Annotated in this window: 18 protein-coding genes; 6 read left to right on the forward strand and 12 right to left on the reverse strand. The window is 67.7% G+C overall.

Features of this window, described 5'->3' with window-relative positions:
• Positions 1 to 121: 121 nt before the first annotated feature.
• Together AC5P9C_RS02165 and AC5P9C_RS02170 are read left to right on the forward strand one after the other, a co-directional pair.
• Positions 122 to 895: an NAD kinase gene (locus AC5P9C_RS02165; protein ID WP_049465824.1), complete on the forward strand. Its 774-nt coding sequence runs from the start codon at positions 122 to 124 to the stop codon at positions 893 to 895.
• A 47-nt stretch (positions 896 to 942) separates the two neighbouring features.
• Positions 943 to 1887, forward strand: a complete 945-nt coding sequence (locus tag AC5P9C_RS02170; RefSeq protein WP_019660382.1) for a 5'-nucleotidase — start codon at positions 943 to 945, stop codon at positions 1885 to 1887.
• Between the two features lie 51 nt (positions 1888 to 1938).
• Here the strand turns inward: AC5P9C_RS02170 and AC5P9C_RS02175 are convergent, their stop codons facing one another.
• From AC5P9C_RS02175 to asnS, 12 genes are all read right to left on the reverse strand, one after another.
• Entirely contained in the window at positions 1939 to 2490 is a 552-nt protein-coding gene (locus AC5P9C_RS02175) for a DUF2939 domain-containing protein (RefSeq protein WP_074724854.1), read from the reverse strand.
• Positions 2491 to 2532: 42 nt separating this feature from the next.
• Positions 2533 to 3525 (reverse strand): aldo/keto reductase, encoded by a 993-nt coding sequence (locus AC5P9C_RS02180; RefSeq protein WP_343542331.1) that lies wholly within the window; start codon positions 3523 to 3525, stop codon positions 2533 to 2535.
• Complete coding sequence (locus AC5P9C_RS02185) at positions 3525 to 4211, reverse strand: DUF2461 domain-containing protein (protein ID WP_049408575.1); 687 nt, start codon at positions 4209 to 4211, stop codon at positions 3525 to 3527. Before AC5P9C_RS02185 ends, AC5P9C_RS02180 begins: the two co-directional genes overlap by 1 nt.
• Positions 4208 to 5647 carry an exodeoxyribonuclease I gene (sbcB, locus tag AC5P9C_RS02190; RefSeq protein WP_057493210.1) on the reverse strand — a complete coding sequence of 480 codons (1440 nt, stop codon included), beginning with the start codon at positions 5645 to 5647 and terminating at the stop codon, positions 4208 to 4210. The genes AC5P9C_RS02185 and sbcB overlap by 4 nt, the downstream gene beginning before the upstream one ends.
• The gene (locus tag AC5P9C_RS02195) at positions 5647 to 7014 is read right to left on the reverse strand and encodes an FAD-dependent oxidoreductase (protein ID WP_049465833.1); all 1368 of its coding nucleotides are present in this window, start codon (positions 7012 to 7014) and stop codon (positions 5647 to 5649) included. The genes sbcB and AC5P9C_RS02195 overlap by 1 nt, the downstream gene beginning before the upstream one ends.
• A gap of 31 nt (positions 7015 to 7045) precedes the next feature.
• Positions 7046 to 8320 carry a kynureninase gene (kynU, locus tag AC5P9C_RS02200; protein ID WP_103281819.1) on the reverse strand — a complete coding sequence of 425 codons (1275 nt, stop codon included), beginning with the start codon at positions 8318 to 8320 and terminating at the stop codon, positions 7046 to 7048.
• Between the two features lie 162 nt (positions 8321 to 8482).
• Positions 8483 to 9004, reverse strand: a complete 522-nt coding sequence (locus AC5P9C_RS02205; protein WP_343542326.1) for a 3-hydroxyanthranilate 3,4-dioxygenase — start codon at positions 9002 to 9004, stop codon at positions 8483 to 8485.
• Positions 9005 to 9023: 19 nt separating this feature from the next.
• Positions 9024 to 9686, reverse strand: coding sequence for a carbonate dehydratase (gene can, locus AC5P9C_RS02210; RefSeq protein WP_049465839.1), 663 nt, complete (start codon positions 9684 to 9686; stop codon positions 9024 to 9026).
• Between the two features lie 74 nt (positions 9687 to 9760).
• Complete coding sequence (locus AC5P9C_RS02215; protein WP_414615230.1) at positions 9761 to 10399, reverse strand: FMN-binding negative transcriptional regulator; 639 nt, start codon at positions 10397 to 10399, stop codon at positions 9761 to 9763.
• 7 nt (positions 10400 to 10406) lie between these two features.
• A complete protein-coding gene (locus AC5P9C_RS02220) occupies positions 10407 to 10721 on the reverse strand; it encodes a hypothetical protein (protein WP_049465843.1) in 315 nt (104 codons plus the stop codon).
• A 7-nt stretch (positions 10722 to 10728) separates the two neighbouring features.
• Complete coding sequence (locus AC5P9C_RS02225; protein ID WP_005417403.1) at positions 10729 to 11028, reverse strand: hypothetical protein; 300 nt, start codon at positions 11026 to 11028, stop codon at positions 10729 to 10731.
• A 30-nt stretch (positions 11029 to 11058) separates the two neighbouring features.
• On the reverse strand, positions 11059 to 12453 hold the full coding sequence (asnS, locus tag AC5P9C_RS02230; protein ID WP_057493207.1) for an asparagine--tRNA ligase: 1395 nt from the start codon (positions 12451 to 12453) through the stop codon (positions 11059 to 11061).
• 129 nt (positions 12454 to 12582) lie between these two features.
• Here asnS and AC5P9C_RS02235 point away from each other — a divergent pair, with 129 nt between their 5' ends.
• The 4 genes from AC5P9C_RS02235 (at position 12583) to rplI (ending at position 14376) form a co-directional block, all read left to right on the forward strand.
• Positions 12583 to 12921 carry a HesB/IscA family protein gene (locus AC5P9C_RS02235; RefSeq protein ID WP_049428383.1) on the forward strand — a complete coding sequence of 113 codons (339 nt, stop codon included), beginning with the start codon at positions 12583 to 12585 and terminating at the stop codon, positions 12919 to 12921.
• A 220-nt stretch (positions 12922 to 13141) separates the two neighbouring features.
• Positions 13142 to 13579 (forward strand): 30S ribosomal protein S6, encoded by a 438-nt coding sequence (gene rpsF / locus AC5P9C_RS02240; protein ID WP_006452997.1) that lies wholly within the window; start codon positions 13142 to 13144, stop codon positions 13577 to 13579.
• 11 nt (positions 13580 to 13590) lie between these two features.
• Positions 13591 to 13821, forward strand: a complete 231-nt coding sequence (gene rpsR, locus AC5P9C_RS02245) for a 30S ribosomal protein S18 (RefSeq protein WP_002804494.1) — start codon at positions 13591 to 13593, stop codon at positions 13819 to 13821.
• A gap of 105 nt (positions 13822 to 13926) precedes the next feature.
• A complete protein-coding gene (gene rplI, locus AC5P9C_RS02250) occupies positions 13927 to 14376 on the forward strand; it encodes a 50S ribosomal protein L9 (protein WP_043398478.1) in 450 nt (149 codons plus the stop codon).
• Positions 14377 to 14567: the final 191 nt, after the last annotated feature.

Below are 14567 nucleotides of genomic sequence, written 5' to 3' on the forward strand. Positions count from 1 at the left end.
ATTGCCGGGTAGTGCCGGCCGCTGGCCGGCAACCGCATGAACCGCAACCGGCTGCTGTTGCCGGCCAGCGGCCGGCACTACCGGGTATGCTCTTGCTGGCACACCCCACCCGGATCCACCGATGAGCGACACCCCCCGCATCGCTTTCCTGGCCAGCACCACCGAACCTGCGCAGATGGCCCGCGCGGCGATGATTTCGCGTTATGGCGATCACACGCCGGAGCAGGCCGACGTGCTGTGCCCGCTGGGCGGCGACGGCTTCATGCTGCAGACCCTGCATCGGCACGGGCACCTCGGCAAGCCGGTGTTCGGCATGAAGCTGGGTACCGTCGGCTTCCTGATGAACCAGTACCGTGGCGACGACGACGTGCAGGCCCGCATTGCGCGCGCCGAACCGGCCAACCTGCGCCCGCTGGAAATGGTGGCGCTGACCGAATCGGGCACCAGCACCGGTTCACTGGCCTACAACGATGTCTCGCTGCTGCGCCAGACGCGCCAGGCCGCGCATATCGGTATCGACCTCAATGGCCAGGAGCGCGTCGCCGAACTGATCGGCGATGGCGTGCTGGTGGCCACCCCGGCCGGCAGCACCGCGTACAACTACTCCGCGCATGGCCCGGTACTGCCACTGGGCTCGCATACCATCGCCCTGACGCCGTTGGCGCCCTATCGCCCGCGGCGTTGGCGCGGGGCGATCCTGAAGGCGGATACCGAGGTGCGCTTCCGCGTGCTCGATCCCTACAAGCGTCCGGTCAGTGTCACCGCTGATTCGCACGAGACCCGCGACGTGGTGGAGGTGACCATCCGCGAGTCCAGGGACCGCCGCGTGACCCTGCTGTTCGACCCGGAGCACAACCTGGAAGACCGGATCCTGAGCGAACAGTTCGTTTTTTGAGGACAATAGGCGGCCGGCCGTGCCGACCGCTTGAAGGACCCCCACCGATGGGCGACAACTCCCCCCGTTTGCTGACCGTCGCGGTGACCTCGCGCGCGCTGTTTGACCTCGAAGAAAGCCACGCACTGTTCGAGAGCGATGGCGTGGCGGCCTACGCCGAGTTCCAGCGCCAGCACGAGGACGACATCCTCGGCCCCGGCGTGGCCTTCCCGGTGGTGCGCAAGCTGCTGGCGCTGAACCAGGGCGCCAGCCCGGAGAACCCCCGGGTCGAGGTGATCCTGCTGTCGCGCAACTCGGCCGACACCGGCCTGCGCATCTTCAACTCGATCCAGCACTACGGCCTGGGCATCATCCGCGCGACCTTCACCGCCGGCGAGCCGACGTGGCCCTACGTGAAGCCGTTCGGCACCGATCTGTTCCTGTCGGCCAACCCGGAATCGGTGCGCAGCGCGCTGCGCCATGGCATCGCAGCGGCAACCATCCTCCCCAAGCCACCGGGCGAGACCGCGGCCGCAGCAGCCGACCAGATCGACATCGGTCGTCCGGCCGGGCAGCTGCGCATTGCCTTCGACGGTGATGCGGTGATCTTCGGCGACGAGAGTGAGCGCATTTCGCGCGAGCAGGGCGTTGAAGCGTTCGGCCGGCACGAGCGCGAACGGGCCCGCGAACCGCTCAGCGGCGGCCCGTTCCGGGGCTTCCTGTCGGCCCTGCATACGCTGCAGGAAGTGTTCCCGGCCGGCGAGAGCGCGCCGATCCGCACCGCGCTGGTGACCGCGCGTTCGGCGCCGGCGCATGAACGGGTGATCCGCACGCTGCGCGAGTGGGGCGTGCGGCTGGACGAAGCGCTGTTCCTCGGCGGCCGCCACAAGGGACCGTTCCTGCAGGCGTTCGGTGCCGACATCTTCTTCGATGATTCGCAGCACAACATCGACAGCGCCCGCGAGCATGTGGCCGCCGGCCACGTGCCCCACGGCGTCGCCAACGAGGGCTAGGGGCTGTCGTTGCCGACCCTGGTCGGCATTGCCGTCAGTCCACGGGTCCGGTCAGGGGCTGGCGGACAGCCCCAGCTGCAGGTCCACCACCTTCCAGCGCAGGCCCTGCGGCTCCAGCACCACCTTCAACGGCGGCTGGCCGGGGCCGCGATCGACATCGATCACGAAGCGGTCGAATGACTCGAAATGGTGTTCGGCCTGCTTCAGGGGCTGTGCCGGCTCGGTCGGGCCGAACGCATCGCCGCCCTGCAGCTCATTGCGGCCGCGCTTCCACAACACGTGGCCCTGCAGCATCGCGCCGATCCCGGTCGGGGTCACCAGGGTGTCCACCGCAGCGCCACCGAGCTGATCACCCAGGCCGTAGAGCAGGGCGCCGAACGGACTGGCCGCCACCTCGGGGCCGGCCTGGCGCACCAGGTAGTCATTGAGCTGCGCGCGCAGGCTGCTGCGCACGCGCGGGAAATCGACGTAACGCTCCAGGCGCGCGGTGTCGCGCTGCTCGATGGCCTTGGACAGGCCGTTGACCGTCAGGTACGGGCCGCCGAACCACCAGGCCACCAAGGCCAGGACCAGCAGCACCACAAGCGCGGAGAGTTTCTTCATGGCGACCAGACTGCCGCAACCGCGGCAGTACCGGGTGAAGACTTACTGACTGGGCGAACCCTGTCCGTCGCCGAAGGCCTCCGCCAGCTGTCGGCGCTCGGTCGGGCCCAGCGCTTCCACGCGTGTTGCCAGCACCTCGTCCAGGCTGCGGATGCGGGTGGTGCCGAGGATGCCGCTGGCCACGCCGGAATGCCCCAATGCATAGGCGAAGGCGGTCTGCGCCGGACGCTGGCTGCGGATCGCGGCCACTGCCCGGCGCATCTGGCGGGCACTGCGCATCAGCTGGCGGCTGCTGGGCTTCAGCCAGGCGCGCGCCAGGTACCAGCCATCGGCCAGCCGTGGCAGGCGCGGGCGTGCGGGCAGCAGGTGGCCCTGCGCCAGCACGGTCCCGGCCAGCACGCCGATGCCCACCGCCTGCAACTGGTCGATCAGCGGTTCGCGGTCCTGCTGCAGGGCGTTGTAGTCCAGCAGCACCACATCGAAGGCGCCGGGATGGGCGATCATCCAGCGCAGGGTCGAGGCCGAATGGGTGTTGATGCCGGTGTGCCGGATCAACCCGCGCTCGCGCAGGCGCTGCAGCGCGGCAAGCAGATCGTCGTTGATGTCGTGCTCGCTGGCGCCATGCAGCTGGTAGATGTCCAGGTGATCCAGGCCGAGGTTGCGCAGCGACGCCTCGCAGCTGGCGGTGATGGCCGCGGGCGAGAAGTTGCGCTGCTCGGCACCGCTGATGCCGGCCTGGCCGGTCAGCGTGCCGCCCTTGCTGGAGATCACCAGCGCGTCGCGCGGGTACTGCTTCAGCAACGGGCGCAGGATGCGGCCCAGGCGCGGCTCGGCATGGAAGCCGGAATAGTTGTGACCCGTATCGAGCAGATTCACGCCATGGGCGAGCGCATGATCGACCACGGCGGCCGCCTCATGCTCCGGGAAGCGGCGATGGCCCCAGAAGCCGGAGCAGCCCAGGCCGATCGGTGAAACGGACAGGCCGGTGCGGCCGAGCACGCGCCGCTGGCGGGCCAGCGGAAGATCCTGCGACATCAGAACTCCAGATCCAGCGCGGCGCACAGGTAATCGACGAACGGACCGAGCGCGGCCAGGTCCTTGCCCAGCGTGGACAGCAGGCGTGGGCCGGTCATGGTGGCGTCGTCCAGCGAGCGCCACATCACCCAGTTGCGGTGCTTGAGGTCGTCGATGAACTCGAAGTCGGCGGGGAAACCACGAGGCGGACGCACCAGCTTCTCGCTCTCCTCGAAATCGAAGCGCTTGCGCAGGGCCGGGGCATGCGCGGCGGCCTTCCAGCTGCCCGGGTTGTCGAGGATGAAGTGGCGCACGCGGCGCTGCGTTTCCGGCTCTGGATGCCACAGGCCGGCACCGACGAAACTCTCGCCCGGCTGCAGGTGCACGTAGAACGACGGCGCGGCCACCTCGCGGCGGCGCTCATGGAACAGGCGTGCCCCCTGCCAGGTCTTGTACGGCGACTTGTCGTTGGAGAAGCGCGCGTCGCGATGGATGCGGAACAGCGAGCCGCCGACGCCGCGGGTATCGGCACGGAAGTGTTCGCTGACCTCGGCCAGGGCCGGTTGCAGGTCGCCCAGCAGGCGCAGGAACGGCTGCCGTACGTGGTCTTCATACTGCTGGCGGTGGTCGTTGAACCAGGCCTTGTCGTTGTGCCGTGCCAGGCTGCGCAGGAACCTGAAACTGGCGTCCGAGAAGTAGGTGCTCACAGTGTCTCCTGCAGGTGCTGGCCCCAGTCGCGCAGCGATTGCAGCAGGGCCTGGCGCCGCGCATCGTCGGGCGCTTCGGCGGCCAATGCATCGAGCTGCTGCCGGTACTGGGGCAGGTTGAGTTCGCCCAGCCCGCCGTCGCCGAGCAGGCGCTGGCGGCGGTAATCCTGCCAGCGCTGGCGTTCAGCCGGCGCGAGGCTGCCGGGATGGTTGCGCGCGCGGTAGCGGAACAGCAGTTCCGGCAGGCGCGGGTCGCGGAAGCGGCCCTCCAGCGCGGCCAGCTGCTCCGGCGCGGTGGTGCGGGCGAGGGCAAGCAGCGGCTTGTCGCCGTTGCCGAGGAAACCGTCGTACAGCGAGGCGTCAACGTCGGCCACGGTGGCGGCGCGGGGCTGGTTGTAGACCTGGCGGGCCTTCTCGGCCAGTTGCGGCGCAAACGCGCGCAGCCGTTCCACCTTGGCCTCGATCGCGGCCACGTCCAGGCCGAGGCGCGCGTGGTCATCGGCGCGCAGGTGGTTCCAGGCGATCAGCGCCGGCACCTTGTTCAGATGCACCTCCTTCAGCGGCACCCGTGCCACGCCCTCGGGCAGCTCGCTGGCGCGCAGGTACAGGCGCTGCGCGATCACCTCGGCCGGCAGTGCCAGCAGATCGTCGATGTCACCGTCCAGGTCGAACACGATCACCCGGTTGTTGATGGTCGGGTGCACGGCCAGCGGCAGCACCGGCGCCGCGCACAGGCGGCTGGCGGGATAGCGCATGGAAACATGCAGCACCGGCTTCATCGCGGCCACGTCCAGCAGGCCGCCGACGAAGCGCTTGTCGCGCAGCTTCAGTGCGTAGTCCCACAACCGTGGCTGCGACTGCTTGAACAGCCGCGCCATGCCGATGGTCGCGCGCACGTCCGACAGCGCCTCGTGCGCATCGCCTTCGCGCACGTTGTTGGCTTCGGCCAGGTGTTCGAGCTTGAACGATGTCGCGCCGTCCTCGCGCAGCGGCCACTGGATGCCCTCGGGCCGCATCGCCCGCATCAGCCGCAGCATGTCCAGCAGGTCCCAGCGCGAATTGCCGTTGCGCCACTCGCGTTCGTATGGGTCGTGGAAATTGCGGAACAGGCCGTAGCGGACGAACTCATCGTCGAACCGCAGCGTGTTGTAACCCAGTGCGCAGGTGCCGGGGCGCGACAGCTGTTCGTTGATGCGGTCGAAGGCCTCGGCCTCGCTGATGCCTTCGGCCAGCGCCTGTTGCGGGGTGATGCCGGTGACCAGGGTGGCCATCGGCGAGGGCAGCAGGTCATCGGCCGGCCGCACGAAGAAGCTGACCGGCGTGTCGATCTCGTTGAGATCGGCATCGGTGCGGATGGCGGCGTACTGCGAGATGCGCGTGCGCCGCGGATCCTGGCCGAAGGTTTCCAGGTCGTAGAACAGGAAGCTGTCGGCCATCAGTGCGCGCCCTCCAGGACCGGCAGCTGCGCGTGGATCTGCGCTTCCAGCGCGGCCCAGTCGATGTTGTCCAGTGAATCATGGCCGGTGGTGGCGGCCACCAGCATGTCGCGTTGCAGTTCGGTGCGGCGCAGCGCCTCGGCGTACGGCGTGTGCAGGAAGGTGACCATCGTGTAGTGCGGCACGAAGCGGGTCGGCCAGCGCCGCTGCAGTTCCTGCTCCAGTTCGCGCTGCAGCAGGAATGCGGGATCGGCGACGCGGTCGCGCATCTCCAGGTAGTTTTCCAGCGCCATCTGCTGGATGGCACGTGCATTCGGCTTGCGCTCGGCTTCGAACGCGGCGAATGCACCTTGCAGGTCATCCGCGTCCATCAGGTGGCGGGCCAGTGCGACGCAGTCCTCGAACGCGCAGTTCATGCCCTGGCCGTGGAACGGCACCATCGCGTGGGCGGCATCGCCGATCAGCACGGCGCGCCCCTGCTGGTGCCAGCGCTCCAGGGTGAGCGTGCCAAGCAGGCCCGGCGGGTGTTGCTCCCAGTCGGCGCGCAGGTTGGGGATCAGCGGCAGCGCATCGGCGAATTCGCGCGCGAACAACGCCTCGGCCTGCGCACCGGTATTGACCGTCGCGAAGCTGGGATCGCCCTGGTTGGGCAGGAACAGAGTGACGGTGAAGGTGCCTTCGTGGTTGGGCAGGGCGATGCACATGTAGTGGCCACGGGGCCAGATATGCAGTGCGTTGCGCTCGATGCGGAAGCCACCGTCGGCGGCCGGCGGGATCTCCAGCTCCTTGTAGGAGTGGTCGAGGAAGGCGATGTCCTCGCCCAGCGGCGCGCGCCGGTTCATCGCCGCGCGCAGCGCCGACCCTGCGCCGTCGGCACCGATCAGGGTATCGAAGTGGATGTCGTGCGGGCTGTCGTCGCGATCATCGATGAAGCGCGCATGGCCAGCATCGAAATCAACGGTGTGCAGGCGGCGGTGGAAGTGCACGGTGGCGCCGGCCCGTTCGGCCAGCTCCAGCAGCGTGGTGTTCAGGTCACGGCGGTGGATCGACCAGATCACCTCGCTGTCGTCGCGGCCGTAGCGTTGCAGCTGCGGCGCGCCGTCGCGCGGGTGCACCATGCGGCCGCGCATCATCACCGCGCGCGCCATCACTTCGTCTTCCACGCCGGCCTGGCGCAGTGCATTGCGCCCGCGCTCGGCCAACGCCAGGTTGATCGAGCGGCCGCTCTCGTAGTCGGCCACGCGCGGATCACCGCGGCGTTCGTACAGGGTGATGCGCCAGCCCTGCCGTGACAGCAGGATGGCCAGCAGGGACCCGGCGAGGCCGGCACCGATAATGCTCAACGAGCGGGAAGCGTGTGCGATCAACGAACTGTCCAGCAGCAGGAAAGGGGCCGACTCAAAGGCCTGCCCAGGCTTCCACTTCCTCGACGAAGTGGTGCACGTCCAGGTAGCGGTTGTAGAGCGGGGTGGGCGAGATGCGGATCACGTCGGGTTCGCGCCAGTCGCCCAGTACGCCGATGCCGCGCAGGTGTTCGAACAGCGCACGCCCCCGTTCGCGGCCGCCGATCACGCGCAGCGACAACTGGCAGCCGCGGCGCTGCGGGTCGGCCGGGGTGATGATGTCCAGCACCTGGGGCAGGCGCGCGCGCACCAGTGCTTCGAGCATGCCGGTCAGCGCCAGCGACTTGCTGCGCAGTGCGTCCATGCCCGCGCGCTCGAACAGGTCCAGCGAGGCCCGCAGGGGCGCCAGGCCGAGGATCGGCGGATTGCTCAACTGCCAGCCTTCGGCACCGATCGCCGGGGTGAACTGCGGCGCCATCTGGAAGCGGGTGGCTTCCTCATGCCCCCACCAGCCGGCAAAGCGCGGCAGGGTGGTGTCGCGATGGTGGCGCTCGTGCACGAACGCCCCGGCCACCGCCCCCGGGCCACTGTTGAGGTACTTGTAGTGGCACCACACGGCAAAATCCGGGGCCACGTCATGCAGGCGCAGCGGCAGGTTGCCCACCGAATGCGCCAGGTCGAAGCCGATGCGCGCGCCCTGCAGGCGGGCGGCGCGGGTGATCGCATCGAGGTCGAAGGCCTGGCCGGTGCGGTACTGCACACCGGGCCACAGCACCAGCGCCAGGCGCGGGCCGTGCTCGGCGATGGCACGTTCGATCGCGTTCAGCGAGATCGTGCCGTTGGCTTCGTCCGGTTGCACTTCCACCAGGCACTCTGCCGGGTCGAAGCCATGGAAGCGGATCTGTGCTTCCACCGCGTGGCGGTCGGTGGGGAATGCGCCGGCTTCCATCAGGATCACCGGGCGCTGCGTGCTCGGCCGGTAGAAGCTGACCATCATCAGGTGCAGGTTCACGCTGAGCGTGTTCATCGCCACCACTTCGCTGGGCAGCGCGCCGACCACGCGGGCCAGCTGCGCGCTGACCAGGCGGTGGTACGACAACCACTGCGTCGGCCCGGTGAAGTGGCCTTCCACGGCCAGTTCGCCCCACTGCTTCATCACTTCCTGCACCGCCGCCTGCGCGCCGCGCGGCTGCAGGCCCAGCGAATTGCCGACGAAGTAGGTCTGCTCTCCGCCACCATGGCGCGGAATCAGGAATTCACTGCGCAGTGGGCGCAGTGGATCGGCGGCGTCCAGGGCAATGGCATGGGTGCGGCTGAGCAGGTCGGACATGGTCGGGCAACAGGCTGCAACGGGACCGCCAGTGTAGCGCCTGGGGCATGGCCCGGTAGCAGCCGACCCGGCACCAGCGCCGCGTGATCCGGTAGTCGCCAACCTTGGTTGGCGCACGTACAAGAAAGCGCCCACCAAGGTGGGCAACTACCGTTCGCTGGCTCAGTCCGCCGCTGGCGCCGGCAGCGGATCCACGTGCCCGCACTGGCCGCAGGTGCGCAGCTCCAGGCTGGCGTGATAGCGCGCAAACACCTTGGGCAGGTCGGTCTCGATGTTCTGCAGCGCGAAGAACTCTTCGTGCAGCTTGTGGTTGCAGCGTTCGCAGTGCCAGATCACGCCGTCCTTCTCGTGCGGCAGGCGCTTGCGCTCGACCACCAGGCCGATGCCGCCGGGCGGGCGCCGCGGCGAGTGCGGCACCCGGGCCGGCAGCAGGAAGATCTCGCCGGCGCGGATCGGGATGTCGCGCACCGCGCCGTCCTCCTGCACCTTCAGCACCATCTCGCCTTCGAGCTGGTAGAACCACTCCGGGCCTTCATCGTAGTGGTAGTCGGTGCGCGAATTCGGCCCACCGACCACCATCACGATGAAATCGCCGTTGTCGATCATCTTGTTGCCCACCGGCGGCTTCAGCAGGTGGCGGTTCTCTTCGATCCAGGCGTGCAGGTTGATCGGCGAAGCGAGCATGGTCGTGGTCCGTGGGGGTTCAGTCGCGCCGGCCCTGGCGGGGCACGAAGGACAGCGCCTTTTCATAGGCCGGTTTCAACTCTTCCGGTGCACCGACGTCGATGCCCATCTCGCTGACCCGGCCGTTCTTCAGGCTGTAGACCCAGCCGTGCACCATCAGCTTCTGGCCGCGGGCCCAGGCGTCCTCCACGATGGTTGAACGGCACAGGTTGGCGACCTGCTCGATCACGTTCAGTTCGCACAGGCGCGCGTGCTTCAGCTCGTCATCCTCGATCGCGTCGAGGATGCCCTGGTGCTTCTGCACCACGTCGCCGACATGACGCAGCCAGTTGTCGGCCAGGCCGACGCGGGTATTGTGCAGGCAGGCGTGCACGCCGCCGCAACCGTAGTGGCCGACGATCAGGATGTGCTTCACCTTCAGCTGGTCCACCGCGTACTGCACCACGCTCAGGCAGTTCAGGTCGCTGTGTGCCACCACGTTGGCGACGTTGCGATGCACGAAGACCTCACCCGGCGCCATGCCGATGATCTGGTTGGCCGGCACCCGCGAGTCGGAGCAGCCGATCCACAGGTATTCCGGATGCTGCTGCTTGGACAGGTGCTGGAAGAACTCAGGGTCTTCCTTGGCGATGCGGTCGGCCCAGTCGCGGTTGTTCTGCAGCAGGCGGTGGATGTCTTTCATGTGCGGTATCCCTGGCGTCGGGTGGGGGCAAGGCGCGGCCGTTCTGGTCGCGCTGTCGCGGGAAGCTGAGGTGATCAGCCGCTGGACGCGGACTGTTCACGGTGCCAGCGCATCCACTGCGCCAGCTCATGGGAGGACGGGGTGGCGAGCGCGTCCAGTGCGGCGATCACGGCCTGCTGGTTGGCGTCGGGATGGTTCTGGCTGAGTTTCAGCTTCAGCTGTACGTGTTCAACCTGGAAGCGGAAGCCGACGATGGCGCGCAGCTCCGGGCCGTGTTCGGCGCGCGCGGCATCGAGCCGCCAGGCCTGGCCGACGCTGGCTTCGAAACGGTCGCTGATCGCGCCGACCAGTTCAGCCAGCGCACCGGCATCGTCGAACGTGTGCAGCTGGCCGCGCAGCTCGGCAGCCGCATAGTTCCAGGTCGGCACCCGCGCAGCAGGCTCCTTGTCCGGGTACCAGCTGGCCGAAACATAGCCGTGCGGTCCATCGACCAGCACCTTGGCGGTGCCGCGGTGGCGCGACTGCGGGTTGGCGCGGGCCCAATGCCCGCACAGTTCGATGCGATCGCCGTCACGCCGGTACAGCACCGGCATCCGGGTCAGCTCTGGCAGGCCATCGCCGCCGGTCGTGAGCACGGTGACGAACGGGTCGCGTGCCAGCAGGCGGTCCAGCCAGAGCAGGTCGGTCTCGGCGAAGGCGCGCGGGGTGAACATGCCAGGGTCAGGCGCGCCCGCCGAGCGACTGGATCATGCGGCCACGCAGGCCCTCGTCGCTGTCGGCCTGCGGCGGCTGCACTTCGTGCAGGCTGAAGCCGCGCACCAGCGCGTCTTCCTCGTCCAGGCCGTCGTACTCGACGAATTCGGCGTCGAACAACTGCGAACGCGCGGTGTCTTCGCTGTCATAGCTCAGCGTATTGCCATCGCTGTCGAGCACTTCGGCGGTGCCGGCCGGGCGCACGCGCAGGCGCGCCCAGATCAGGGTGTTGCCGAGGCTGGCCAGCCACCAGCTGTCGCGCGAGACGGAGATGTCATTCATGGATGCGTTACCAGAGCGAGGCCAGCCAGAGCAGGGCGGCCATGCCCAGTCCGGCCAGCAGGGTCAGCAGCGATACCCAGGCCGGCGTCGCCAGCCCGGACAGCGAGCGGTCCGGTTGCTGGCGATAATCACGGCGCAGCAGCCAGGCCAGGGCATCGGGCTTGAGGAAGGCGCCGCTGCCAAAGCGCTCGGCGAGCGCCGGATGGCGGTCGCGCACGTGCACCAGGGTCAGCGGCCAGAAGATCACGAAGGCACTGAACCCGGCCACTGCAACGCCGACGAAACAGAGGGCGAAGAACAGGGTCATGGGGGCAGCACCTCCGTGGTCGTGTGGGGCTTAGAAGTCCGCGCTGCCCGGGGCGCGCGGGTAGGGGATCGCATCGCGGATGTTGGACAGGCCGCAGACGTACACCACCAGGCGCTCAAAGCCCAGGCCGAAGCCCGCGTGCGGCACCGAACCGTAGCGGCGGAAATCGCGGTACCAGCTGTAGTGCTCGCGGTCCAGGCCGAACTGGGCCATGCGCGCGTCCAGCACGTCCAGGCGCTCTTCGCGCTGGCTGCCGCCGATGATCTCGCCGATGCCCGGGGCCAGCACGTCCATCGCGGCGACAGTCTTGCCGTCGTCGTTCAGGCGCATGTAGAAGGCCTTGATGTGCTCCGGGTAGTTGGTCACCACCACCGGGCGCCCGACATGTTCCTCGGTCAGCCAGCGCTCGTGCTCGGTCTGCAGGTCCAGGCCCCATTCGACCGGGAAGTCGAACTTCCTGCCGGACTTCTGCAGCAGGCTGACCGCATCGGTGTAGTCGATGCGCTCGAACGGCGCATTGATGAAGTCTTCCAGCTTGGTGATCGCGTTCTTGTCCACGCGCTCGGCGATGAAGGCCAGGTCGTCGCTGCGTTCGTTCAGTACCGCGCGGAACAGGTACTTCAGGAACTCTTCGGCCAGGCGCGCGTCTTCGGCCAGGTCGGCGAAGGCGATTTCCGGCTCGATCATCCAGAACTCCGCCAGGTGGCGGGTGGTATGGCTGTTCTCGGCGCGGAAGGTCGGGCCGAAGGTATAGACCTTGCTCAGCGCCAGGCAGTAGGCCTCGACGTTGAGCTGGCCGGACACGGTCAGGAAGGTTTCCTTGCCGAAGAAGTCGCGGCTGAAATCGATCGCGCCCTTCTCGTCACGCGGCAGGTTCACCATGTCCAGGGTGGACACGCGGAACATCTGGCCGGCGCCTTCGGCGTCGGAGGTGGTGATGATCGGGGTGCTGATCCAGTTGAAGCCGTTCTCGTGGAAGAAGCGGTGCACGGCCTGGGCCAGGCAGTTGCGGATGCGGGTGACCGCCCCGAACAGGTTGGTGCGCGGGCGGAGGTGGGCCACTTCGCGCAGGAATTCCGGCGACATCGGCTTGGGCTGGATCGGGTAGGTCAGCGGGTCCTCGACCCAGCCGACCACCTCCAGCGTGCTGGCCTGGATCTCGAACGACTGGCCCTTGCCCTGCGACTTCACCAGGGTGCCGGTGGCGATGACCGAACAGCCGCTGGTCAGGCGCTTGATCTCGTCGAAGTTGCCCAGGCTGTCGTTGGCCACCACCTGGATCGGGGCGAAGCAGGAGCCGTCGCTCACATTCACGAAGGCCAGATTCGCTGAACCGCGCACCGTGCGCACCCATCCGCGTACCGTGACTTCGCCGCCTTCCGGGATCTTCCCGGCAAGCGCATGTTCAACGCTGACCACCGTCATGACTTGAATCCTCTGCTGATCGACTCGATCTGTGAACACGGGAGTTTACCGGTTGCAGCGTTCCGCTTGCGAGGCATTTTTCGCGGCAACGGCTCCTTATAATGTCCCTGTATCTCTGGAGTAGTCCCCATGGCCGTCAGCCTGACCCCCATTGCCTTCGAGCGCGTGCAGCGCTTCGTCGCCCAGACCCCCGGCGCGCTGGGCCTGCGTTTCGGCGTGACCAAGACCGGCTGTTCCGGCTGGGGCCACGTGACCGACCTGGCCCGCGATGAGCGCGAGGGCGATACCGTGTTCGAGCAGGACGGCGTGAAGATCTACGTCGACGCCAAGAGCCTGGCGCTGGTGGACGGCACGGTGATCGACTTCGGCAAGCACGGCCTGAGCGAGACCTTCACGTTCAGCAACCCGAACGCCACCGCCGAGTGTGGCTGCGGCGAGAGCTTCACCACCGACGCCGACAAGGCCTGAGGGCCCGGCGGGACCTGATCGTTCTGGTGGCGCCCCACCCGGCTTGGCTGGGCGCCCGCCCCCGGTTCAGGGCGCCAGGTGACCCACCGGTTGCCCGGCAACCCCATCTGCGCCATAATGCGCGGCTTCCTGCCTCCCTGGCGGGAACCCTTGCCCCACCGCGGTCTCAACGGCGGGGGGCTGTCCGGCCGCAAGGCCACATCCGAAAGGTAGAAAAAACATGAGTCGTCATTACGAAATCGTGTTCATGGTCCACCCGGACCAGAGCGAGCAGGTCCCGGCTATGATCGAGCGCTACAAGTCGCTGGTCGAGAACGGCAACGGCACCATCCACCGTCTGGAAGACTGGGGCCGCCGCCAGCTGGCGTACCCGATCCAGAACCTGGTGAAGGCCCACTACGTGCTGATGAACATCGAAGCCGACCAGGCCGTTCTGAACGAACTGACCGAAAGCTTCCGCTTCAACGACGCCGTGCTGCGCAACCTGGTCATCAAGCGTGACGAGGCTGACACCGAGCAGTCGCTGATCATGAAGAGCAAGGACGAGAAGGGTGACAAGCCGGAGCGCGGTGAGCGCCGTCGTCGTGACGACGAAGAAGGCGAGTCCACCACCACCGCTGACAACGAAGCCGGCGACGACGCCGCTTCCGCCGCCTAAGGAGCCTTCCCATGTCCAAGTTCTTCCGTCGCCGCAAGTTCTGCAAGTTCACGGCTGAAGGTGTGAAGGAGATCGACTACAAGGATCTCAACACCCTGCGCCAGTACCTGACCGAGAACGGCAAGATCGTGCCGAGCCGCGTCACCGGTACCAAGTCGAAGTACCAGCGCCAGCTGGCGACCGCCGTCAAGCGCGCTCGCTTCCTGGCCCTGATCCCGTACACCGACAACCACGACGTCTGATGCCCGGCGGGGCGGCCCGGTGCCGCCCTCGCTGTGCCAGCTATTCGGACAGCCTTTGTTGCGGGGCATCGCCTCGCTAACGAATAACTTATCTGGAGCAATACCATGCAGCTGATCCTCCTGCAGAAAGTCACCAACCTCGGCAACCTGGGCGACCTGGTCGACGTGAAGCCGGGCTACGGCCGTAACTTCCTCGTGCCGCAGGGCAAGGCCGTGCCGGCCACCGAGAGCAACAAGGCCGAGTTCGAAGCCAAGCGCGCCGAATACGAAGCCAAGGCCCAGGCCATCCACGCCGAAGCTGACGCCCGCAAGGCCAAGCTGGACGGCGCGAGCGTGACCATCCCGGCCAACGCTTCGACCGAAGGCAAGCTGTACGGCTCGGTCGGCGCCCGCGAAATCGCCGATGCCTTCACCGCTGCCGGCCTGCCGGTCAGCAAGAGCGAAGTCATCCTGGGCGAAGGCGCCTTCCGCAACATCGGCGAGTACGACGTGCTGATCCACCTGCACGCCGACGTCGAGACCACCGTCAAGGTCGTCGTCGTCGCCGAAGCCTGATCCCACGCCGCAAGGCCTGGCATCACCGCAGAACGGGCGCCCGCAAGGGTGCCCGTTTTGTTTTATGGCTCCGTTTCGTGGCGTCGGGCCACGTCTGGCCGGCGGGGTGGGGCTGGACAATGTTCCACGCCCATTCGTAGAACACGGCCACATCGGTATACTCAGGGCGTCACACCCGATCCACGGGCATC

It is taken from the genome of Stenotrophomonas sp. YJH_SMC_10, from assembly GCF_059371555.1.

Coding starts and splice junctions, on each gene's coding strand:
- AC5P9C_RS02165 (WP_049465824.1), top strand. CDS start 122: ATGAGCGACACCCCCCGCATCGCTTTCCTGGCCAGCACCACCGAACCT.
- AC5P9C_RS02170 (WP_019660382.1), top strand. CDS start 943: ATGGGCGACAACTCCCCCCGTTTGCTGACCGTCGCGGTGACCTCGCGC.
- AC5P9C_RS02175 (WP_074724854.1), bottom strand. CDS start 2,490: ATGAAGAAACTCTCCGCGCTTGTGGTGCTGCTGGTCCTGGCCTTGGTG.
- AC5P9C_RS02180 (WP_343542331.1), bottom strand. CDS start 3,525: ATGTCGCAGGATCTTCCGCTGGCCCGCCAGCGGCGCGTGCTCGGCCGC.
- sbcB (WP_057493210.1), bottom strand. CDS start 5,647: ATGGCCGACAGCTTCCTGTTCTACGACCTGGAAACCTTCGGCCAGGAT.
- kynU (WP_103281819.1), bottom strand. CDS start 8,320: ATGTCCGACCTGCTCAGCCGCACCCATGCCATTGCCCTGGACGCCGCC.
- AC5P9C_RS02205 (WP_343542326.1), bottom strand. CDS start 9,004: ATGCTCGCTTCGCCGATCAACCTGCACGCCTGGATCGAAGAGAACCGC.
- can (WP_049465839.1), bottom strand. CDS start 9,686: ATGAAAGACATCCACCGCCTGCTGCAGAACAACCGCGACTGGGCCGAC.
- AC5P9C_RS02215 (WP_414615230.1), bottom strand. CDS start 10,399: ATGTTCACCCCGCGCGCCTTCGCCGAGACCGACCTGCTCTGGCTGGAC.
- AC5P9C_RS02220 (WP_049465843.1), bottom strand. CDS start 10,721: ATGAATGACATCTCCGTCTCGCGCGACAGCTGGTGGCTGGCCAGCCTC.
- AC5P9C_RS02225 (WP_005417403.1), bottom strand. CDS start 11,028: ATGACCCTGTTCTTCGCCCTCTGTTTCGTCGGCGTTGCAGTGGCCGGG.
- asnS (WP_057493207.1), bottom strand. CDS start 12,453: ATGACGGTGGTCAGCGTTGAACATGCGCTTGCCGGGAAGATCCCGGAA.
- AC5P9C_RS02235 (WP_049428383.1), top strand. CDS start 12,583: ATGGCCGTCAGCCTGACCCCCATTGCCTTCGAGCGCGTGCAGCGCTTC.
- rpsF (WP_006452997.1), top strand. CDS start 13,142: ATGAGTCGTCATTACGAAATCGTGTTCATGGTCCACCCGGACCAGAGC.
- rpsR (WP_002804494.1), top strand. CDS start 13,591: ATGTCCAAGTTCTTCCGTCGCCGCAAGTTCTGCAAGTTCACGGCTGAA.
- rplI (WP_043398478.1), top strand. CDS start 13,927: ATGCAGCTGATCCTCCTGCAGAAAGTCACCAACCTCGGCAACCTGGGC.